The 20855-nt window shown below is 55.6% G+C and carries 19 protein-coding genes and 3 tRNA genes; 2 read left to right on the forward strand and 20 right to left on the reverse strand.

Features of this window, described 5'->3' with window-relative positions:
- Positions 1-53 precede the first annotated feature (53 nt).
- From OR601_RS04710 to nrdR, 9 genes are all read right to left on the reverse strand, one after another.
- The gene (locus OR601_RS04710; RefSeq protein WP_265591189.1) at positions 54-1073 is read right to left on the reverse strand and encodes a tyrosine-protein phosphatase; all 1020 of its coding nucleotides are present in this window, start codon (positions 1071-1073) and stop codon (positions 54-56) included.
- A gap of 91 nt (positions 1074-1164) precedes the next feature.
- Positions 1165-2202: a putative ABC transporter permease gene (locus tag OR601_RS04715; RefSeq protein WP_265591190.1), complete on the reverse strand. Its 1038-nt coding sequence runs from the start codon at positions 2200-2202 to the stop codon at positions 1165-1167.
- Positions 2203-2689: 487 nt separating this feature from the next.
- Positions 2690-2765: transfer RNA gene (locus OR601_RS04720), tRNA-Gly, on the reverse strand.
- Between the two features lie 259 nt (positions 2766-3024).
- Positions 3025-3098 (reverse strand) — tRNA-Cys (locus OR601_RS04725).
- Positions 3099-3142: 44 nt separating this feature from the next.
- Positions 3143-3218: transfer RNA gene (locus OR601_RS04730), tRNA-Gly, on the reverse strand.
- Positions 3219-3319: 101 nt separating this feature from the next.
- Positions 3320-4606, reverse strand: coding sequence for a solute carrier family 23 protein (locus OR601_RS04735; RefSeq protein WP_136012656.1), 1287 nt, complete (start codon positions 4604-4606; stop codon positions 3320-3322).
- A 102-nt stretch (positions 4607-4708) separates the two neighbouring features.
- Positions 4709-6022 carry an NCS2 family permease gene (locus OR601_RS04740; RefSeq protein ID WP_136012757.1) on the reverse strand — a complete coding sequence of 438 codons (1314 nt, stop codon included), beginning with the start codon at positions 6020-6022 and terminating at the stop codon, positions 4709-4711.
- Positions 6023-6156: 134 nt separating this feature from the next.
- The gene (gene dut / locus OR601_RS04745; RefSeq protein ID WP_136012655.1) at positions 6157-6603 is read right to left on the reverse strand and encodes a dUTP diphosphatase; all 447 of its coding nucleotides are present in this window, start codon (positions 6601-6603) and stop codon (positions 6157-6159) included.
- Positions 6596-7048: a transcriptional regulator NrdR gene (gene nrdR, locus OR601_RS04750; protein ID WP_136012654.1), complete on the reverse strand. Its 453-nt coding sequence runs from the start codon at positions 7046-7048 to the stop codon at positions 6596-6598. The genes dut and nrdR overlap by 8 nt, the downstream gene beginning before the upstream one ends.
- Positions 7049-7374: 326 nt before the next feature.
- On the opposite strand from nrdR, the gene lexA reads away from it, so the two are divergent.
- On the forward strand, positions 7375-8049 hold the full coding sequence (gene lexA, locus OR601_RS04755; RefSeq protein ID WP_136012653.1) for a transcriptional repressor LexA: 675 nt from the start codon (positions 7375-7377) through the stop codon (positions 8047-8049).
- A complete protein-coding gene (locus OR601_RS04760) occupies positions 8049-8861 on the forward strand; it encodes a heparan-alpha-glucosaminide N-acetyltransferase (protein WP_265591191.1) in 813 nt (270 codons plus the stop codon). Before lexA ends, OR601_RS04760 begins: the two co-directional genes overlap by 1 nt.
- A 4-nt stretch (positions 8862-8865) precedes the next feature.
- On the opposite strand, the gene hflX is transcribed toward OR601_RS04760, so the two are convergent.
- From hflX to rimO, 11 genes are all read right to left on the reverse strand, one after another.
- Positions 8866-10236 (reverse strand): GTPase HflX, encoded by a 1371-nt coding sequence (hflX, locus tag OR601_RS04765; protein WP_265591192.1) that lies wholly within the window; start codon positions 10234-10236, stop codon positions 8866-8868.
- A gap of 54 nt (positions 10237-10290) precedes the next feature.
- The gene (gene miaA / locus OR601_RS04770) at positions 10291-11259 is read right to left on the reverse strand and encodes a tRNA (adenosine(37)-N6)-dimethylallyltransferase MiaA (RefSeq protein WP_265591193.1); all 969 of its coding nucleotides are present in this window, start codon (positions 11257-11259) and stop codon (positions 10291-10293) included.
- Positions 11259-12566, reverse strand: a complete 1308-nt coding sequence (miaB, locus tag OR601_RS04775; protein WP_265592378.1) for a tRNA (N6-isopentenyl adenosine(37)-C2)-methylthiotransferase MiaB — start codon at positions 12564-12566, stop codon at positions 11259-11261. Before miaB ends, miaA begins: the two co-directional genes overlap by 1 nt.
- Positions 12567-12640: 74 nt before the next feature.
- Complete coding sequence (locus OR601_RS04780; RefSeq protein WP_265591194.1) at positions 12641-12958, reverse strand: stage V sporulation protein S; 318 nt, start codon at positions 12956-12958, stop codon at positions 12641-12643.
- Positions 12959-13103: 145 nt separating this feature from the next.
- Positions 13104-14180, reverse strand: a complete 1077-nt coding sequence (locus OR601_RS04785) for an ATP-binding protein (protein ID WP_265591195.1) — start codon at positions 14178-14180, stop codon at positions 13104-13106.
- 3 nt (positions 14181-14183) lie between these two features.
- Entirely contained in the window at positions 14184-15746 is a 1563-nt protein-coding gene (gene rny, locus OR601_RS04790; RefSeq protein WP_265591196.1) for a ribonuclease Y, read from the reverse strand.
- A gap of 308 nt (positions 15747-16054) precedes the next feature.
- Entirely contained in the window at positions 16055-16795 is a 741-nt protein-coding gene (locus OR601_RS04795; protein WP_265591197.1) for a regulatory protein RecX, read from the reverse strand.
- A gap of 3 nt (positions 16796-16798) precedes the next feature.
- Complete coding sequence (gene recA / locus OR601_RS04800) at positions 16799-17902, reverse strand: recombinase RecA (protein WP_136012644.1); 1104 nt, start codon at positions 17900-17902, stop codon at positions 16799-16801.
- Between the two features lie 337 nt (positions 17903-18239).
- Positions 18240-18815 (reverse strand): CinA family protein, encoded by a 576-nt coding sequence (locus OR601_RS04805; RefSeq protein WP_265591198.1) that lies wholly within the window; start codon positions 18813-18815, stop codon positions 18240-18242.
- A gap of 9 nt (positions 18816-18824) precedes the next feature.
- Complete coding sequence (pgsA, locus tag OR601_RS04810; RefSeq protein WP_265591199.1) at positions 18825-19439, reverse strand: CDP-diacylglycerol--glycerol-3-phosphate 3-phosphatidyltransferase; 615 nt, start codon at positions 19437-19439, stop codon at positions 18825-18827.
- A gap of 2 nt (positions 19440-19441) precedes the next feature.
- Entirely contained in the window at positions 19442-20845 is a 1404-nt protein-coding gene (gene rimO, locus OR601_RS04815; RefSeq protein ID WP_265592379.1) for a 30S ribosomal protein S12 methylthiotransferase RimO, read from the reverse strand.
- Positions 20846-20855 lie beyond the last annotated feature (10 nt).

Consider the following 20855-nt stretch of genomic DNA (forward strand, 5'->3'; position numbering starts at 1 on the left):
TCCAATGAGAGTCCCCCTGCCTGCCCCGCGAAGCGCTCGCGGGGAAGGCGCATTTAGGGACGCACCAGATAGGCAGCCCGCAGTTGCGCGATCTTCTCGGCATCGAGATCGAGCTCCTGCTCGCAGTAGGCGTAAAACGAGCCCCACTCCTGCTCGATGGCATCAAACGCAGCCACGATGCTCTGCTCCTCCACGGTATAGAGCAGATGCAGCAAATTGTAAGGAGCCGAGGGAAGCATCCCGTTGCGGCCCAACGCCATAAGCACCTTGGACCATCCTGGCTGGATGTAGCGGTTGGACGCCAGGTAGTCCTCCAGCACCAATGCTGGCGACACCCCCAGCACCAGCTCTAGGAAGGCCGCTGCGATGCCCGTGCGGTCCTTCCCTGCCGAGCAGTGCCACAGTACGCATCCTGGACGCTTCTGTGGCTCCTGGGGCACTTGAGCCGCCTGGGCCTGCGTCGACGCCCCTTGCGCCAGCGCCCCCGCGGGCTCTTGGATGAACAGCGGCACGAAGGTCTTGGGATTGGTAGCCTGCTCCAGCAGAATCTCAAAGAAGCGGCGATAGCCCTGGCGGCCCAGCTCGCTGGTGACAATGGTGGCATAGAGGCCGGAGATCTTGTCCTCGCCGCCCAGGTCGTAAGACTTGGCCTCGGCGATGAGGGAGCGCAGCGACTTGTCCTGGGTGATGCCCGCAGTAGACTGGCGAATCACCGGCACGAACTCCATGGAAGCCTCGGGCAGAAGGTGCATGGGCTCCGGCGACCGAGCCCGCTCGGACTGAGTGCGAAAGTCCACTACTACCGATAAACCCATTCCCCTTAAACGAGCTGCATCAGTCGCAGTAGCCTTTCCCAACTGACCTGTGCGCAGCAGCACCCCGTGGCGGACGACATGGCCGTCCTGAGTGGGCATGCCGCCCAGATCGCGAGCGTTGCGGACACCAGAGAGCCCCATATAGCCGTAACCCGACCCAATGAAGGCGTTCTCCAGCTGAGCCACCTGTGGTGACACCGGACGATCCTTTACGCGGGGATCTTTTTGAAGTGCTGCTTCACGTGTATCTTGGGTCATAGAGACGATTCCTTAGAAGTCGAAGTATCTTGCCTGAACGGGTTCGCCTGCGGGAGATGGCTGCGACCTTCTCTCACGGCGTTGCGCTCCGCTAGGCGTTTGGCGCCAGCTGGCTTCCTACCACCAGGTTTTGAAACCTGTCTTCGATGAAGTCATTGTTAAAGTGAGAGTCCACGTAGACATCCACCGCGTTTTGGGGTGGTATGCCCAAAGCGCGCTGCTCCATGCGGTAGAAGCAATAAGCCGTGGCCAATAAATCTATAGTAATAAATGCCACAAGCACTCCCACCAGAACCGCTTGAGTTTTGCTGGACGGCTCCCCTATGAACCATACGAACTCCGGTAGCACCACCTTAGTAAAGATCACGCCCAGCACCGCCCAAAGGACGATGGAGCGCCAACAGACCCACTGAGTGATGGCATCCGGAAGACCCAAGTACGTCCAGCTCTGCGCATGCCAGAAGAACTCCATGCACATGCCGGTAGCCTGCTCGATAGCCGCTCCCGCTCCCATGGACACCAGCAAGATCTCGTACCACTTGCTATCGCGGAAGTTCCACAGCACGATGGCGAACATAAGGCCGCCGAATCCATAGAGCGGCGAGAATGGGCCCCACACCACACCCACTCGACTTTGGGTGAGACCCTGGGAATGCCACATCCAGATCTCCTCACCCACGAGACCCAGTAGGCTGCAGACCAAAAAGATCGTGATGTAGTGGGTGATCCCCAAGCTCGCCTGTTCCAAATACTGATGCTTCGCCATGCGCTCCGCTTTAAGCGTTGCTTTGCGCTGCTCTTTGGACATGGGACGCCCCGTGCGAGTTCTCAGCTCATAGTAAGCCGGATCGTGCCGAGAAACCCCCACCCTCTTGCGAAAGCGCTCCTGTCGCTGAGACTCCTTGCGCGCCAAGCGGGAAGCGATCCTGCTTTGCAAGCTGTCAGAGCTTGAAGCCTTATACGCAAGCGTCGACGCATCCACTACATCATCTGCATCGAAGCGTTCCCGCCCCATGGCCTCTGAGTAACTTCTACCGCTCATGAAGCGCCAGCTCACTTCTGAGATGGCCCAGGAGGTCAACAGACACACAAACACGAAGAGCAAGATGAGAAGCAAGGTGTTGATCAAGAGAAACCCCAAGGTGTGCTGGATGGCTTACAGAGCGATGAAGCGTATGGGATTGAGACATTGTAGTCAACTGTAGAGGAATGTACCTATACCTGCATAGACTGCAGGCTATCTACCCCATCTAAAGGAGAGTGCGCTTACGATGCGCTGTAATTCGCGAGTGCAGCGGATAGTACATCTTGTAGAAATGTGAAGGCCAGAGTGAATGCAGACTACCGGATCCTAAGGACGAGAAGGATATTGGTATCCTCAGAACTTATACTTCATTAGTAACGCGAAAATAGCCTATTTTTACTTTGAATGCTACGTTATTGTAACCATCGTAGTTCTTTTTCTGAGTGTGTCAGAGACATCTTTAGCAGCAAAACCACCGCTTTAGCAGCTAGCCCGCCAATTCATCATCAAGCCCACTAATCGTGCGTGCATTCATATGCATATCAACCAAAAAAGAAAAAAGCCACCCCGTAAAGAGTGGCTTGAAAAATTCTGGAGCGGACAACGGGATTCGAACCCGCGACCCTCACCTTGGCAAGGTGATGCTCTACCAACTGAGCCATGTCCGCGTCAACGGAGAATACTATACCCAGAGCCTCTATCTGGCGCAAGGGGTTATTTTCAAGGCTCGCAAGTTTTGGATGCCTGGTGAATCCAAGGGACACATGAAGAAGGCGCACTCTCTATTTGTCATCTCTACCTGCTATCTCTACCCGCCCTTAAACGCCTGGCCTTTAGAGCCTTCGCTCGCACCTTCCTGCTTCTCACCGCCGGCGCTCCCCTCGTCAAACAAAAAGCCGACTCCCAAAAGAGCCGGCTTGAATGTACTGGAGGCGACGCCCAGATTCGAACTGGGGGTAAAGGCTTTGCAGGCCTCTGCCTTACCACTTGGCCACGTCGCCAGTAATTGAAAAGGCCGGTGTGGGGCCGGCCTTAGGAAGATCACTGGAGCGGACAACGGGATTCGAACCCGCGACCCTCACCTTGGCAAGGTGATGCTCTACCAACTGAGCCATGTCCGCGTGCGGTAGCTACTATAAACCAGCGAGCAACTGGGTGCAAGTCTCAATTTCCAAGAACTTACAAGCCTTTAGTGCCGCGAGCCCACAGACGCCAGTGAGCCTTAACGCTCCTCGATGTAGACCGCGGGCTTCTCGTCATCCTTAGGATGACCAGGAGCCGCGGGGAGCACGAGGTTCATGATGATGCCCACGATAGCCGAGAGTGCCATGCCAGGGATGGTGTAGTCACCCAGAGGCAGCGAGAAGCCGCCACACTCCATGCCTACGCCCAAGATGATGACCACGGCGGCAATCATGAGGTTTCGATTCTCGCCAAAGTCGATGTTGTTGGTCACCAGCATGCGCAAACCGTTAGAAGCAATAAGGCCAAAGAGCAGCAGACTTACGCCGCCCATGACAGGAGTGGGTATGCTCATGATGAGCGCTTCGAGCTTGGGGCAGAAGCCGCCTACGATGAACGCGAAGCCCGCAGCATACCAGAAGACCTGGGTGGAGTAGACGCGGGTGACGCTCATGACGCCGATGTTCTCGGCGTAGGTGGTGGCAGGAGGGCTACCCAAAAAGCCGGCGATGCAGGTGGCGATACCGTCACCTGCCAGCGAGCGTGGCAGCATGGGGACGAAATCCTCGCCTACCACCTCAGAGACTACCAGCAGGTGGCCGATGTGCTCGATGACCACTACCAGCGCCACCGGAGCGATGAGCGCGATGGCCACAGGGTCGAACTCTGGGAACTGCAGATGGGGCAAGCCAATCCAAGCAGCCTCGGCCACAGGGGCGAGATCTACCAAGCCGCAGAAAGCTGCGACGATATAGCCCACAATAATGGCCAAGAGCACTGGGATAGTGCCGATAAGGCCCTTCATCGAGGAGAAGATCACTGCCGCAAACAGAGTGATGCCCGCAACCAGAGTCGCAATGCCGTTGAATTCTCCCGTGGAGCCTGTGAGCGCCATGTTCACTGCGGTAGCAGAAAGGCCCACACCAATGACGATAATGATGGAGGCAATGAGCACCGGGGGCAAAATGCGATCGATCCAACCGGTGCCAATGAGCTTGATAATGCCGGCCACTGCCAGAAAAACTAGACCAGCCACAACCACGCCGGAGAGCGCCGCTGCGGTGCCCTGTGTAGCACCAACCGCAATAATGGGGCTGATAAATGCGAACGAGCTTCCTAGATAGCTAGGAATCTTGTTCTTGGTCATGAGCAGGTAACACACCGTGCCGATACCTGAACACATGATGGCAGCACTGGGATGCAGACCCGTGAGCATGGGCACCAGTACGGTGGACCCAAACATTGACATCATGTGCTGGATGCCAAGAGGGATCGCTTTGCCCACCGACACGCGGTCGGAGACTCCAATCACTTCTCTTTCTGCCATGAAACTCCTTTCTCAAAAAATGCAGGCCCTCGCCCTCTGGTGGCGGGACCTGCATCATTAACAACAAAGCTGATGAAAAGAGGGTGCAGCCCTTATCGGCAATTATGAGATGAGGAAAGATACCAAGAAGGCGACTGCAGCCACCCACATGAGAGGCTTGACCTTTTTCGCATTGCCAGTAGCGCAGGCAACCACCACGTAAGTGATGAAGCCCAGGCCAATACCGGTGGAGATGGAGTAGGTCAAGGGGATGCCGGCCAGAGTGATGAAGGCGGGCAGGCCATCGAGCTTGGAGTTCCAGTCGATGTCTTGGACCTGATCCATCATGAGGAAGCCCACGAGCACCAGAGCGCCGGTGGTGGCAGGAGAGCTCACCACGGCAATGAGAGGTGCGAAGAAGGCGGCTAGAACGAACAGCACGCCGGTGGTGATGGAGGTGAGGCCAGTGCGACCGCCATCGGCAGCGCCGGAAGCAGACTCCACAAAGGTGGTGATTGAGGAAGCGCCCACCAGGCCGCCTACGGCAGCTGCGCAGGAGTCAACAATGAGGATGGGGCGAATGTCTTCCACTTTGCCATCGGCAGTAAGGAAGTCACCCTGCTTGGCCACTGCGAAAGCGGTGCCCATGGTGTCGAAGAAGTCAGACATCATGAGGGAGAACACGAACATGAGAAGGACGGGGCTCGCCACGACCTTGGCGATACCCATGACACCGGACTCGTCGGTGAGGAAGGGGGCGCCAAAGGTGGAGAAGTCCAGCGAAGACACGATGCCAGTGGGAGTAGCGGTGACACCCAGAGGAATGCCCACGATCACGGCAATGACGATGCCAATGAGGATCTCGCCGGGCACATTCATGCAGTAGAGCACGAAGGTGGAGAAGATGGCGATCATGGCCACGATGTAGTTGGGGTCGCTCAGGGCTCCCATAGTGATGAGGGTGGAGTCATCGTTTACCACAATGGACCCGTTGATGAGGCCGATAAGGCATATGAAAAGACCCAGGCCAGCGGCGATGGCGTGGCGCTGAGATGCGGGGATGGCATCCATGATGGCCTCACGCAGACCGCAAAGCACCAGAATAAGAATGGCGATACCCTCGATAAAGATGACCGCCATAGCGGCGTGCCAATCGCCGTCGCAAAGGCCGGTGAGGGTGAAGGCGACCACCGCGTTGATGCCCATGCCCGAGGCGCAGGCCAAAGGACGATTGGCGAAGAGGCCCATGAGGATGGTCATGATGCCAGCGCCAATACAAGTAGCAGTCACTGCTGCCCCCGAAGGAATGCCCGCAGCCTCCAACAGGGACGGATTGACGGCGATGATGTAGGCCATCGCCAGAAAGGTTGTGAGACCAGCACGTACCTCCTGGCCCACAGACGATCCACGGGCGCTCATATGGAAGAAGTTTTCCAGCGCGCCTCCTTGGGCTTGATTTGCCATAGACAAATTCCTCTCATGTATTCTCTCGCTTTGGGAGGCCAATCCTCCCCCACTCCGACGCGCCAGCCTCACCTACAAGACGACTCGCACGTCTATCCCAGGCGTATTTAAGAAACGCCGCTGGAACCAAATCCCCCTGTGCCGCGATCGGTCTCATCCAGCTGATCCACCTCTAAGAGAGTTACCTGAGGCACCGGAAGGATGACCAGCTGGGCGATGCGATCGCCCCGGGTAATGGCGATGGGTTTCTCGTCATCTAGATTGATGGCGCAGACTTTGAGCTCGCCACGATAATGGGAATCCACAAGACCGGGCGTATTGGCCATAGAGAGCCCTTGTTTGAGGGCCATGCCGCTGCGAGGTTGGACAAAGCCGGCATAGCCATCAGGGATAGCGATGGCTAACCCGGTAGAAATCAGGCGGCGCTCATGAGGAGCCAACACTACATCCTCTGCGGAACGAAGATCCAACCCCGCATCACCCACATAGGCATAGGAAGGAAGCTCCACTGCAGGGTCCAGTCGCTGAATGGGCAGGGTGATACCGCTATTCATTGGCAAGCCTCCGAAGCTCTTCAGAAAACTCATCAAGGTTTTTAAACTCGCGATAGACTGAGGCAAACCGCACATAGGCCACGTCATCTATATCGCGTAGATGTAAAAGGACCATCTCGCCCAGACGCTTGCTGGGAACTTCTGTGATACCGCCGTCGCGAAGCTCGTTTTCTACCGAGTCGATAAGAGCGTCCAGCTGAGCCACGTCCAAATCGCGCTTGACCGTAGCGGCCACAAGACCGCGCATGATCTTTTGCCGATCGAAAGGCTCGCGACGGCCATCGCTCTTAATTACTACGAGAGGCAGCTCTTCTCGGCGTTCATAGGTGGTAAAACGACAACCACAGGCAGTGCACACGCGCCTGCGACGGATAGCTTCATGGGATTCAGAAGGCCTGGAATCAATGACCTTGGAATCATCACACCCGCAATTGGGACAGCGCATCGACCAATCTCTCCTGTCGCTAGGATTTATAGAGCTTCAGAGTCCTATGCAAAAGACGTCGCGGATTTACCGGATACGTAGGGCGTCGAACCTTGAGACAGGCTAATGCCCAACGTCATGGATGCCAACCGGTCAAGCCAAAATAGCTGCCGATTAACCTGTGCGGCGCTACATTACCACAGTTTCTTCCAAAGTGTTTCACATAGTCTCCACTATTTCGCTTATCCGAAACAACTTGCCTATTTTCTGCGAACATCTGTTTGCGCCCGAACGTTCGTTTGGCTATGATAGGGACACAGGAGCAAGACCTACTGGCAGGAGTGCCCATGTCACGGCCACAACTGAGTCATCGCGTTCAACAGATCTATGACTTTCTGGTTACCTATAGCCAGGAGCATGGCTATCCGCCCTCAGTGCGCGAGATTGGCGCTGCGGTAGGTCTCAAATCTCCCAGCACTGTGCATATGCATCTGCAAACCTTGGAAGATCTCAACCTCATTAGGCGCACTGCCAATAAATCCAGGACTATCGAGATCATCAGCGGTGCCGAGAAGAGCACACCTCAGCCGGCTGCACCTCATTCTTCCCATGCACAGGTAACGGTGGAACACGATCCTAACGACGGAGTCATTAGACTTCCAGTGGTAGGCCGCGTAGCTGCAGGCGTGCCCATCCTGGCTGAGCAAAACGTCGAGGATGTACTGCAGCTTCCCACCAGCGTAGTGGGCGATTCCAGCTCCTTCGTGCTGCGTGTGCGCGGAGAGTCCATGATCAATGCCGGCATCTTTGATGGCGACTATCTAGTGGTCTCTGAGGCGCATGATGCAGTAAACGGAGAGATCGTTGTGGCCCTTATCGATGATGGCGCCACCGTAAAGACCTTCTATCGCGAGAAGGACCGCTGTCGCCTGCAACCTGAGAATGACTCTATGGACCCCATCTATGTGCGTGAACCCCATATCATTGGTCGTGTAACGGCTCTTATGCGTTCTATTGTCTAATGGCTCCTCAGGATCACGCCTTAAAGACAACGGATACATCTTTTAACGTAAGCCCTCTCCATCAGGGTTGGTCCCACCCCTCTGGCCGTGTCGGTCTCTTTGACGCCGTGAGGGGTTTTTCTGTGACCTCCATGGTGCTCTTTCATCTTTGCTATGACTTGGTAGTGCTTACCTCGGTCTCCTTGTTTTGGTTCAAGCCGCCCTTTGAAGATATTTGGCGCGCCTCTATCAGCTGGACCTTCCTTTTGGTCTCTGGATGGATGTGTTCTTTTTCCAAGAACAATCTCATTCGCTCGCTGCGCTACCTAGTGGTAGCAGCTGCGATTTTTGTTGTAACTTCTCTGGCTGCAGTAGATGATCCCATCAATTTTGGCATCATCTACTGCATAGGGGGAGCTACCTTGATAGATGCACTGCTAGAACGGGTGGGCCTAGAGCCTTCTGGGCCTCTGGCTACCACCGTCCTCTTTGTGCTCTTTCTCGCCTGTCTCCATGTGCCTCAGGGAAGCTTTGGATTCCCCGGCTTCACAGCAGAGCTTCCAGCAAACCTTTACGCCATCTCTTGGTTTTCTTGGGCGGGGTTTCCGGGTCCTGGCTTTATCTCTGGCGACTACTACCCGCTGATACCGTATGCCTTAATCTATGGCGTAGGCATTGCGGCGGGTCGCACATTCTTGCGCACAGGATATCCAGCATGGTTCTTACGAGCACAATGCCGCCCTCTCCAATGGATTGGACGGCATGCGCTCGCTATTTATATAGTGCACCAACCAATTATTCTAGGCTGCCTGACGCTTGCGGGACTGTTATAGCACCCTAGGTAACGGGAGACTCTGAGACATTCCGCTCTGTATCTGGCTCTGACTCGGAGTCTTCTTTGGATTCCAAGTTGTCACCATCTACGCGATAGGGAGCCAACGTGCCTGCAAGGCGCACGGGAACCTTTGCGGTGATAAGCAATCCCCCGTCCTCATAGGTTTCACGAAGTACTTGCCCACGCTCATGAACCATCTTCATGAGCAGTCCCTTTTCGTAGGGGATGCGCGCAGTTACCGTGCAGTCATTCTCAGAGGCGATAGTTGCAATCTCATGGAGTAGCCCCGGAAGTCCTTGGCCGGTAAGTGCAGAAACCTGTAGTGCTTGAGGGTGCATGATGCGAAGGGTGTCCTTCTCGGCAGCAGATAACTCGTCGATCTTATTAAGACACAAAAGGTTTGTGATAGATCCTGCATCGATTTGCTCGAGAGTATCGCGCACAGAAGCCACCTGGGCAGGCCAATGAGGATCAGAGGCGTCAGCGACGATGATGATGAGGTCTGCAGCAGCCACTTCGGCAAGTGTGGACTTGAAGGCTTCCACTAGCGTGGTGGGGAGCTTTTGAATGAACCCTACAGTGTCAGTGATGGTGATCTTGCGGCCTTCTGCCAAATCGAGGGCGCGCGTGGTGGGATCAAGGGTGGCGAATAGCTCATCTTTGGCGTAGACGTCCGAGTCTGTGAGAGCGTTGAGCAACGTTGACTTTCCCGCATTGGTATAACCCGCAAGGGCCACTCTATAGACACCGGAGTCCCAGCGCGCTTTGGATTGCACCTCTCGGCGCTGAGCCAAGCGCTTGAGCTCCTCGCGCAGTTTTGAGATGCGATCGCGCACCAGTCGACGGTCCACCTCTAGCTGGGATTCGCCTTGACCAAAACGGCTTCCAATGCCGCCACGGGTTTGCTCGCCCATCAGGTGGCTCCACATGCCACGAAGACGCGGCAGTACGTATTGGAGCTGGGCCAATTGCACCTGTAGACGTCCCTCACGGGTTTTAGCATGATTGCCAAAGATATCTAGGATGAGAGCAGTGCGGTCAATGACCTTTACGGGCTCGCCCACCGCTTTTTCGATATTGGATTGCTGGGAAGGTGTGAGCTCGTCATCAAAGATGACCACATCTACATCCAGAGCATGAACAAGGTCTACCAGCTCACGAGTTTTGCCCGACCCAATAAAGGTCTTAGGAACTGGTCTGTCCAGACGCTGTGTGAGCTCCCCCACCACCTGAGCGCCGTCGGTTTGAGCCAGTCGCGCAAGCTCTGCCATGGAATCTGTCATGGCCCAATGATTGATGCCCGGTAAATCAACGCCTATGAGAAGCGCTCTTTCCTGAGGAAGAGCCGTAGGTTGAGACGTTTTGCGTGCCATGAAACCTGCTTCCTTAAGCTCTGATATGTATGACGTACTTAGTAGTGCGAGACCTTAGGAAGTCTCATTCACATTATGATAGGTTGCCAATATTACGTCACGTGCCTGGGGAATAGAAAGTTGCTCAAGATCGAGTGTTGCGGCTCGCCCATCTCGCCTGAGCCAGGAGAGTTGACGCTTGGCATACCTGCGAGTATTGCGCTTGATGAGCTCCCTCGCTTCATCCATAGAGATCTGACCGTCTAAAGCCGCAAGCACCTCTTTGTAGCCAATGGCCTGCCGTGCAGTGAGGTTTTGCTGGATCCCTTGGGCTTTGAGGGCTTGTACCTCATCTACCAGACCTTGTTCAAACATCTGATCCACACGGGTGTCTATGCGCGAGTAGAGCTTTTCTCGGTCGCGGACGACAGCATAGATGCGACATTGATAATGAGGGTCGCGATGCCTGAGATGCTGAGTGCGTTCCCCATAACTCTCCCCCTTCTCATGGAGCTCCAGGGCACGGATGACACGCCGCGAATTGTGAGGGTGAATGAGCTGGGCGCTTTTGGGATCGGCAGCATTCAAGAGATTCCAGAGGTAGTCTTCACCTCTTTTAGTCAAAAGAGCCTCGTATTTTTGGCGATCAGAAGAGATCGAGCCACCCTCAGGAAAATCCATCTCGTCGATAACGGCATCCAGATAAAGCCCAGTACCCCCACAGAGCACGGGGGTAAGGCCTGCGGCTAGCTGCTGGTCTATCTCACGCCGGGCGTCTTTTTGGAAGAGAGCTACCGAGTACTCCTCAGAAGGCTCTACCACGTCCACCATCTTGAGAGGTACTTTTCGCTCTGCCTCAGGAGTTTTGGCAGTGCCTATGTCCATACCTCGATAGACCTGCATGGCATCGATGGAGGTGACACAGGAGTTAAGAGCCTGTGCCACCTCATCTGCCAAAGCCGACTTTCCCGAAGCCGTAGGCCCCACGATGGCAATCATTGGCTGCGAGGCTAGATGAGCTTGTGGCAAGGTGGCCCTATCCATCAGCGTGGCTCGCTGGCCACAGTGCCGCGAAGATACCAGGTGCGCGCTTCATCTACATGGACATCCACAATGGAGCCAATGTAGTCGCTGGCACTGCGCCCTTGAGGAATGGGAAAATGCACCGTGACGTTTTCTGGGCTATGGCCCACAAGCACTTCCGCTGACTTCTTAGAGGGGCCTTCTACCAGGACCGCCACATCGCGACCGGCTTGAGCCTGGTTATACCGCCAGCTCATCTCTTGCACCAGCTTGGCTAGCCGGTCGAAGCGCTCCTGAATCACCTCGCGAGGCGTAGGATCATCAATCTTTGCAGCCGGCGTACCTGGACGCTTGGAGTAGATGAAGGTGTAGGCGCTAGAGAACCCCGCCTCACGTACGAGCGAGAGGGTATCCTCAAAATCCTGCTCGGTCTCCAGAGGAAATCCCACTATGAGATCTGTGGAGAGGGCGATATCTGGCATAGCCTTCTTGATGCGGCTCACCAAGCCGAGAAACTCTTCCCTCGAATACTTGCGATTCATACGCCGCAGCACGTCAGTGGATCCCGATTGAGCAGCAAGATGAAGCTGAGGCATCACTGCCGGAGTTTCAGCCATGGCGGCAATAGTTTCGTCGGTAAGGTCTTTGGGATGGGAGCTTGTGAAGCGGATGCGATCGATGCCGGTCTTGCCCACTGCCCTTAAAAGCTCAGCAAAGCGAGGCTCGCCGTAGAGATCACGCCCGTAGGAGTTGACGTTTTGACCCAACAAGGTCACTTCGCGCACGCCGTCGGCTACCAGAGAACGTACCTCGTCCACTACCTCCTCAAAGGCACGACTGCGCTCTCGACCGCGCACATAAGGCACAATGCAGTAGCTGCAAAAGTTGTTGCAGCCAGTCATGATGGGCACCCAGGCATGAAACTTCTGGGCACGGTGGCTAGGAAGATCAGTAGAGAAAGAGTCATAGGGCTCTTCGACGTCCACCTCGAGGTGCTCGCCTTTCTCGGCACGTGAAGCCTCGATGAGGCGAGGAAGCTCAGAGACTGCTTGGGTGCCAAAGACCACGTCTGCATTGGGGGCAAACGACCTCATGGCTTCACCCTCGCGCTGAGCGATGCATCCACCTACGCACACCGTGCGTAAACCCGAGGAAGGCGCCGGAGCGCTCACCATAGAAGAGATTTGCCCCTGAAGGTGGGTATCGGCTTTTTCACGCACACAGCAGGTCATATAGACCACAATATCTGCATCCTCAGGCTCAGAAACCTCCAAGCAGCCACAGGAATCCAAAAGACCTGAGACGCGCTCGGAATCATGGAAGTTCATCTGGCAGCCAAAAGTGCGCACATGATAGGTAAGGCCGGACAGAGAGCGGTCTAGCAACAAACTAAATGCCTCCCTTAGGCGTTGAGGATACTCACGCCGGGCTCTGAGAGAGGAGTTTCTTCGGCAGAGATCCTGTGGACGAAGACAGCGATGCGAATAGCAGTGCGCGAGTCGCCGTTGATTTGAATGTCGGAAAACGAGGGAGCAATGGAGATATCGAGGCCCACTGGAATAAGAAACCCTCGTGCGATGGCCACTGCCTTGATGGCCTGATTGACTGCGCCTGCACCTATTGCCTGCAGGTTTACAGGTACGCCGTCTTTGACCATACCAGCGATGGCGCCGGCCACCGAGGCCGGGGAAGATTTACTGGAGACCTTGAGAAAATCCATGTCGATGGCTCCTGGATGTTGTAGTGCGGGTGTCGTTCGTTGGTTGTGTGTACCGTATCTCTTAAGCATGGTACCCGAGCACAGGATCTAAAGAAGACAGGTCAGACAGCTCCCGTCAAATATACGCAGGAGCCAGAAGATGCGCCTAGCCCTCATCCTCTTTTGCGATACGAAAGGTGACCGTAATCTTGTCCTTGCCACATCGCACCGTGGGCTCGTCTTCCAGAGCTACATAGTAGCGATCAGAGATAAATGAAAAGGCTCTCTCCATACGCCGAGAAAACTCTTTGGAATCCCCTTCGTCGAGCTTGAGACCCCGATGGTCTTTGGAAAGATCCACCGGAGAGGAGGTCTGGCCCTTGTCAGTGCCGTGGGTGAGCCTTGCCATCACAGAGCGTACGGGGCGAATGGCTCCCGAAAGAATACGATGGGCAGTACGCTCTGAGAGTTCCAAGCCGAGAGAAGATGCAACCTCCACCAGCTCTTTTGCGTCCACTGCTGCATAGAGGCGCTCCAAGAGCGGCAGCGAGTCGATGCTGTCAAGGAAGAGCAGCGAGGCATCATCCATGGCGCTGGCCATACGGCTGCGAATAGTTACCACGATCTCTGCAGGAGAACCCAAGAACACTGTGACACTATGCCTTTCTTCGAAGGCAAACTCACAGCAGGTACGAGGAATGTTGTGAGGCCCTCGCGCCACAGTGGTCTCGTCGTCTTCTGTGGTAAAGAGTGTTGGCCAGGTAGACTGATCTGCTCGTTCAGGAAGTTCTGGGCCTGTGATCACCTCGATTGAAGTACCCATGCGCTCACCGGAAGCCCTTACACGGGCGATACGGGCATTCTGCCGAATGGAAAAAAGCGCCATGCCGCGACCGTGCACACCCCATCGATCCTCGTGAATCGAGTCTAGCTTGGAAGTCACGCGAGCTTCAAAGATGCGTTCCTGCATAGACAAGGGCACACCGGAACCGTCATCGATCATAGTGAGATGGCGCTCGTCGCCTTGCCTAGTGGTGGCGAGATAGATCTGGGTGGCGCCAGCATCACGGGCGTTGCGCAGAAGCTCCACTACCACGTCTTCCACACAGCGGATATCATGACGCGCTTGACGACGCTCAGCCTCATCTACTACCAGGCGCACGTAGCCCGCACCAAAGTTTTCTTCGACGCGGGCTACAGACTCCCCTGTGACGTCTGCGATGAAATCGCTGAGATCTCCCATGGGCTACTTGGCAACGTCGATTGCGCGAGATTCGCGGATGACTACTACGCGCACCTGGCCGGGATACTCCATCTCATCCTCGATCTGCTTGGCGATGTCGTGAGCAAGCACTACTGCCTCGGCGTCAGAGATCTTTTCAGGCTCAACCATGACGTGAAGTTCGCGGCCTGCCTGCATGGCATAAGTGCGTTCAACGCCCTCATGGGCATTGGAGATCTCCTCAAGCTTCTCAAGACGCTTGATATAGGCCTCAGCAGACTCGCGCCGTGCACCAGGGCGAGCAGCGCTGATGGCATCTGCAGCCTGCACCAACACATCCAGTACAGTCTCAGGCTCGATATCTGCATGGTGAGCCTCGATAGCATGGACAATCTCAGCCTTCTCGCCATATTTGCGCGCAAGGTCAGCGCCAATAACGGCATGAGGGCCTTCCACTTCACGATCGATGGCCTTGCCAATGTCATGAAGCAGACCAGCACGCTTCGCCATAGCAGGGTCGCTGCCAAGCTCGGCTGCCATAAGCGAGCAGAGCTCAGCCACTTGCTTGGAATGCTGAAGCACGTTCTGCCCATAGGAAGTGCGATAGCGCAAGGCACCCAAGGTACGAACAAGCTCAGGATGGAGATCATGGATGCCTAGGTCGAAAGCAGCTTGCTCGCCGGCGTCCAAGACACGCTGGTTTACCAGCTTCTCTGCCTTGGCATACATCTCCTCAATGCGCGCAGGATGAATGCGTCCATCTGCTACCAGGTTTTCCAGCGCCACACGGGCAGTTTCGCGACGTACGGGATCATAGCTAGAAAGGCCAACGCTCTCTGGAGTGTCATCGATGACTAGCGTTACGCCAGAGATCTGCTCGAAGGAACGGATGTTGCGGCCTTCGCGACCAATGATGCGACCTTTGAGATCATCGGATGGAATATGCACGGTGGTTACAGTGATCTCAGAGGCTTGATCCGCCGCACAGCGCTGAATAGCCGTAGAGATGATCTCTCGAGCAGTTTTTTCTGCAGTAGCGCGAGTGCGCTGCTCGCTCTCACGAAGGATTTGTGCCTCTTCACGCACTGTATCCTTGCGAACGCGCTCCAGAAGCTCATCATGCGCCTCGTCTTTGGTGAGGGCAGCAATGCGCTCGAGCTCAGTGGACTGCTGGGCTATCAGTTTTTCTACGTCATTGCGGCGACGATCCAGCTGGCTCTGATTCTCAGAAAGCTGATGCTCTTTGCGATCCAATGCATCGTTTCTGCGGTCCAGCGACTCCTCACGCTGCATAATGCGAGATTCGAGGTCACGAAGCTCGCCTTTACGTGCGCGATTTTCAGCCTCTTGGGCCTGCTTTAATTTGAGAATCTCTTCTTTTGCAGAGAGAATGGACTCTTTCTTTTGGGTCTCTGCATTTCGGGATGCCTCGGCTTCAATTTGAGTAGCACGACTCTCTGCATCGCGCACTTTTTGATTAGCCTCGATCACCTTGGCATTGGTCTTGCCATTAGCAAGATTCCAGGCCACCAGGGCGCCTACAACGATCCCGACGATGCAGAGTACCACGGGGAGTGCGATGTCCATGGTATCTTCCTCGTCTTCTCTAATCAGTGCTCTTATCGTTTGATAGCTGCCACCTAAATTTCAGGTGGCCACCGTAAGAGCGACCGTGTGCCCCCAAGGGGGTCCTCGGAAGCGAGGAGGCTCATGACCTCGATAAATAGCGACATAACCTGAGTTTGAGGTTGGGTCGTTGGTGGTCTATGAAAACCTAGGGCAAAAGCCTAGGAAGGACGCTCTGCGGCTCTTGCATTTTAGTTTATGTAGGCTGACTCGTAAAGCTAAGGAGCACGCCTTGATGCATAAATCAGAGGAATCTTTGAGATGGCTGACTATTCCTCTGATTCTTCTTCCACGCGACGAGAGGCGCACTGGCGGGCGATTCCATAATCAAATCCTCGAGAGACTAAGAATCTCACAAGCTTTTGATAGCCATTCTTCTCTGAGACAGGCTTTCTAGCCACCAATTCCCAGGCACGCTCAAGCTCTTCCCCTTGAGCAAAGTACTCTTCTGGCCACCCCGAAACAGATTCTGCTGAGATGCCTCGACGGGCAAGCTCGCGCTTGATGCGCCCCTGACCCCACCCAATGGAGATCTTGGTGCGAATGAAGGTCTCTGCAAAACGATCGTCATCTAGCAGACGACCCCGTGTGGCACGCTCCACTACATCTTCTATAGCAGAAGCAGAATATCCTGCTCTTTGGAGTCGCTCCCGAGCTTCTTTTCTTGCGTAATCGCGACGGTTCACAAGATCTGTGAGCCGTTTAGCCGCACAGGAGATCTGAAGGCCTTCAAGGACTGTCTCCATGGCATGAGGACTAGTAGGGACCCCATCTTCCTTCACCTGCTTGAGCAGAGCCTTAGCCACATCCTTAGGCACGTTAAAACGGCATGTACTCTGAGTGCCTACCACATCCTCTCCCACCACAGAGACGAGCGGAGCTCTAGAAAAGCTCACTGCCTCTTTGGGGGGAAAGTAGAGGGTCCAGCTGGCCCCAGAGCCCGAGAGACGCTCGATTCTCTGTGTTTTCGCGGTCTCTGAACTCTGGGAGCCTCCTGTGCCATAACGCATGGATTACTCGTCTGCCTTTGCTTGAGCATCTTTGGATTCAGAAACCACAGGAGCTTCTTCATCATCAAACTCGAGGTCACAAGCTATGCGGACCTTGTGATCGATCTCATCGAACAGATCCGGATTGGTGCGCAGGAACTCCTTGGCTGCCTCGCGACCTTGGCCCAGTCGCTCACCCTCATAGGTATACCAGGCACCGGATTTGTTGACCACATCGTAGTCCACCGCCATGTCCAGAGTGGAGCCTTCTTTGGAGATGCCGGTGCCATACATGATGTCAAACTCAGCAGTTTGGAAGGGAGGAGCCACCTTGTTCTTGACTACCTTGACGCGCACGCGATTGCCCACTACCTCGCCATCTTTTTTGATGGAGTCGATCTTGCGGATGTCCATACGCACCGAGGAGAAGAACTTGAGCGCGCGACCACCGGTGGTGGTCTCAGGATTGCCAAACATCACGCCGATCTTCTCGCGCAGCTGGTTGATGAAGATGCAAGTGGTATTGGACTTGCTTAGAGAGCCAGCGAGCTTGCGTAAAGCCTGGCTCATAAGTCGAGCCTGAAGGCCCACCGTAGTCTCGCCAATCTCACCCTCGATCTCTGCGCGAGGCACCAAGGCTGCCACAGAGTCGATGACGATGACATCCACAGCGCTAGAGCGTACCAGCATGTCGCAGATCTCCAATGCCTGCTCGCCGGTATCTGGCTGAGAAATGAGCACTTCATCGATATCCACGCCAATGCGAGCGGCATACCCGGGATCCAACGCATGCTCAGCATCGATAAAGGCCACTACGCCGCCTTGGGCTTGGGCCTCTGCCAGAATCTCCAGCGACAGGGTGGTCTTACCGGAGGACTCCGGACCATAAATCTCTACGATACGGCCACGGGGAACACCGCCAATACCCAGAGCGGCATCCAGAGCGATGCAGCCGGTAGGAATAGCCTCCACCTCTAAATCGTTGCCTGAATCTCCAAATTTCATGATGGCGCCGGCGCCAAAGCGCTTGCGGATCTCGGCCGTAGTAGCCTCAATAGCGTGATCACGCTCTTCGCCCGTAGTACGCTCTGCCACTGTCTTGCTGAGAGCGGTTTTGTTTTTAGCCATGAGGCTCCTTCCCTGGTGTTCTTATCGTCGAACATACTACGCGAACACCTGTTCGTAGTCAATACTCACGACCTATAAAACCACCGGGGTCTGACCGTTTTCTGTCCCGTTTTTGGCACTTTTCTGTCAATTGGTTCGACTATTTTTGTCACTTTTCTATACTGACAGCTTATGGCTTTAAGAGCTATGAAGGAGCCTTCATAGAAGCTCATGCATCCCTCTCAGGCTCACAGCTTCTTCAAACAAGGGCTGCTGCAGTCTCTAAACGCCATATCCGTCCTTAGAAGAATCTTTCAAGACGGATGCTGGAACATGAGTGCTGGAGCATTTTTGCAAGCTAGAGACAGGCCTTTGTCAAAAGCGCCAGAGCCGTGGCTACCGACTTTGTGCGAACTTGCGCCCGATCGCCAGAGAAATGCCTAACGAGCGATCTGCACTGATGATCAGATCCCTCTATGGTAGTGCAGGCACAAAACCATACAGTACCTACGGGTTTGCCGGGAACGGCGCCTCCAGGGCCGGCAATGCCAGAGATGGCTACAGAAACATCGCATCCCAACACGCGGCAGGCCCCCAGCGACATGGCGATAACGCAGGGCTCGGAAACAGCCCCCACCGTATCCAAAATGACAGAGTCAACGCCTAGCACATGCTCCTTTACCGAGCAGGCATAGCTCGTCACTCCTCCCATGACCACATCTGAGGATCCGGGCACTTCTGTGAGCGCGCCAGACACCAAGCCTCCCGTGCACGATTCTGCGGTTCCCAAGCTATGGCAGGTACGTCTGGCCACCTCAAGGGCGTCAACCGCAAAAGCGTAGATCTTCTCGGCAGAAGGGGCCCGATCTGTCTCAAAAGAAGGATCCAACACCTGGTCGCACCAGGACACCAAAGGCTCAAGATCCAAATCCATGGGCTCCTCCTAGCGAATGTAGGCCCAGCATTTCATGAAGTAATCGGCTCCAGACCAAAGAGTGAGCACGACGGCGGCGGCCATGGCGATCCAAGAAGCTCCGTAGAGAAGCGAGGTGAACGGACCTACAGGCAGTGCCATAGCCACCAGATAGCCGGCAATGGCGCCCATGGTGGTAGCCGTCTTCCATTTGCCCAGCCGGCTTGCAGCCACCACTACGCCTTTAGAGGCCACCACCATACGCAAGCCGGACACCAAAAACTCTCGGGTCACAATGACCACGATGACCCACAAAGACACCAGCGAAGCATCCATGAGGTAGAGAAGGGCAGCCACTACCACCAGCTTGTCGGCTATGGGGTCCAAGAACTTGCCAAAATCGGTGACCTCGTTGCGGGAGCGGGCCAAATAGCCATCCAGAGAATCGGTGCCAGCAATGAGTCCATAGAAGGCTGCCAGGCCCAGATGCGCCCAGGAGACCTCAGTGGTGGCCGCAGGGCCGCATAGACCTGCGAGGAGCAGCCATACAAAGATGCAAGCTACACGCACTAAGGTCACAATGTTGGCCGCAGTCATGAGCGTGGAGGGCTTTTGCGGCTCAGACTGCCGAGAAGATGCCGCCATAGCTACCGGCTCTCTTTGGAGCTGTCTAGGGGCTCTCCCACCAGCTCATAGCAGAAGGCGTCCACCAACTTCACGGGCACGACGTCGCCAATGGCGTACTCTCCCTCAGGGATGTGCACGGCACCGTCGCTGTCGGGTGCTTGGAACCAGGCGTGGCCAATAAACTCAGCCATATCGCTCTCTTCCTCGATGCCGTCGATGATGACGTCCAACGTCTCGCCCACATGGGCTGCAGTGGCGGCAAAGCCTAGGTCTTCTGCCGTATCCACCAGGCGCTGAGTGCGCTCCAGCTTGGTATTGGTAGTGATTTGGTTATCCATCTTGGCGGCCAGCGTGCCCTCCTCGGGCGAATAGGCAAAGACTGAGACGTAGTCAAAACCCACTTCGCGCAAGAACTCATCCAGCTCGTCGAATTGCTCGTCGGTCTCTCCGGGAAAACCCACAAGCCCCGTGGTCCTGAGCACCATATTGGGGATCTCTTGGCGCAGACGGCCAAATAGCTCTCGCAGCTCCTGAGCATTGCCTTGACGCCTCATAGCCTTGAGCACCGGCTCGGAGACATGCTGGATAGGGATGTCGATATAGGGCAACACTGAAGGGTTGTCGCGAATGGCAGCCACCAGCTCGTCTGTCATACCTTCCGGCTGCAGATAGAGCACACGAAGCCAGGCGCCCTTCTCGGCAACGACGGGATCCAGCTCGTTCAGAAGGTCTGCCAACGTAGAGGGTTCGTCGAAGTCTGAACCCCAGACGCCAGTGTCCTGACCGATAAGCACGATCTCCTTGACCCCGCCGTCGAGAAGCCCCTGGATCTCTTGTTTGATCTCTGCGGCAGGCCGTGAGGCATAGCGACCGCGAATATTGGGGATGGCGCAGAAGGAGCAGTAGCGGTCGCAGCCGTCGGAGATCTTCACATAGGCGCTGGCAGACTCCACCGTGCGAAGCACCTGGCCAGCCCCCTCCATCTGAGCAGCCTCTGGCACAGTGGAAACATCCTGTCTGCCCAGCACCTCATCTACCACCTCGACAATGCGGTCTTCCTCGTCGGTGCGCACAAAGGCGGCCACCTCCGGAAGCTCGGTGGGGAGCCCATCGCCATAGCGGGAAGGCACACAGCCACACATGATGATGGGCAGATCCAGCGATGCCTGCTCGCGTTCTTCGGCCAGCTCCAAGGTGGCCTCGATGGACTCCGAGGTGGCGCTGGCCAAAAACGAGCAGGTGTTGATGAGGGCCACATCCGCCTCTGCGACCTCTACCGCCTCCCTGTAACCCGCACGCTCCAGAAGGGACTTCATGCGGTTGGTATCCACCTCGTTTTTGGCGCACCCCAAGGTGATGTAAAGCACAGCAGGGGCGTGGGTATCGAGAGCTTCTGCAATTGCGTCTTGCTCCTCGCTTGCCATCGGAAAATCT

Origin of the sequence: Leptogranulimonas caecicola, assembly GCF_023168405.1 — a bacterium.
GTDB classification, from domain to species: Bacteria; Actinomycetota; Coriobacteriia; order Coriobacteriales; family Atopobiaceae; genus Leptogranulimonas; species Leptogranulimonas caecicola.

Coding starts and splice junctions, on each gene's coding strand:
- OR601_RS04710 (WP_265591189.1), bottom strand. CDS start 1,073: ATGACCCAAGATACACGTGAAGCAGCACTTCAAAAAGATCCCCGCGTA.
- OR601_RS04735 (WP_136012656.1), bottom strand. CDS start 4,606: ATGGCAGAAAGAGAAGTGATTGGAGTCTCCGACCGCGTGTCGGTGGGC.
- dut (WP_136012655.1), bottom strand. CDS start 6,603: ATGAATAGCGGTATCACCCTGCCCATTCAGCGACTGGACCCTGCAGTG.
- nrdR (WP_136012654.1), bottom strand. CDS start 7,048: ATGCGCTGTCCCAATTGCGGGTGTGATGATTCCAAGGTCATTGATTCC.
- lexA (WP_136012653.1), top strand. CDS start 7,375: ATGTCACGGCCACAACTGAGTCATCGCGTTCAACAGATCTATGACTTT.
- OR601_RS04760 (WP_265591191.1), top strand. CDS start 8,049: ATGGCTCCTCAGGATCACGCCTTAAAGACAACGGATACATCTTTTAAC.
- hflX (WP_265591192.1), bottom strand. CDS start 10,236: ATGGCACGCAAAACGTCTCAACCTACGGCTCTTCCTCAGGAAAGAGCG.
- miaA (WP_265591193.1), bottom strand. CDS start 11,259: ATGGATAGGGCCACCTTGCCACAAGCTCATCTAGCCTCGCAGCCAATG.
- miaB (WP_265592378.1), bottom strand. CDS start 12,566: ATGAACTTCCATGATTCCGAGCGCGTCTCAGGTCTTTTGGATTCCTGT.
- OR601_RS04780 (WP_265591194.1), bottom strand. CDS start 12,958: ATGGATTTTCTCAAGGTCTCCAGTAAATCTTCCCCGGCCTCGGTGGCC.
- OR601_RS04785 (WP_265591195.1), bottom strand. CDS start 14,180: ATGGGAGATCTCAGCGATTTCATCGCAGACGTCACAGGGGAGTCTGTA.
- rny (WP_265591196.1), bottom strand. CDS start 15,746: ATGGACATCGCACTCCCCGTGGTACTCTGCATCGTCGGGATCGTTGTA.
- OR601_RS04795 (WP_265591197.1), bottom strand. CDS start 16,795: ATGCGTTATGGCACAGGAGGCTCCCAGAGTTCAGAGACCGCGAAAACA.
- recA (WP_136012644.1), bottom strand. CDS start 17,902: ATGGCTAAAAACAAAACCGCTCTCAGCAAGACAGTGGCAGAGCGTACT.
- OR601_RS04805 (WP_265591198.1), bottom strand. CDS start 18,815: ATGGATTTGGATCTTGAGCCTTTGGTGTCCTGGTGCGACCAGGTGTTG.
- pgsA (WP_265591199.1), bottom strand. CDS start 19,439: ATGGCGGCATCTTCTCGGCAGTCTGAGCCGCAAAAGCCCTCCACGCTC.
- rimO (WP_265592379.1), bottom strand. CDS start 20,845: ATGGCAAGCGAGGAGCAAGACGCAATTGCAGAAGCTCTCGATACCCAC.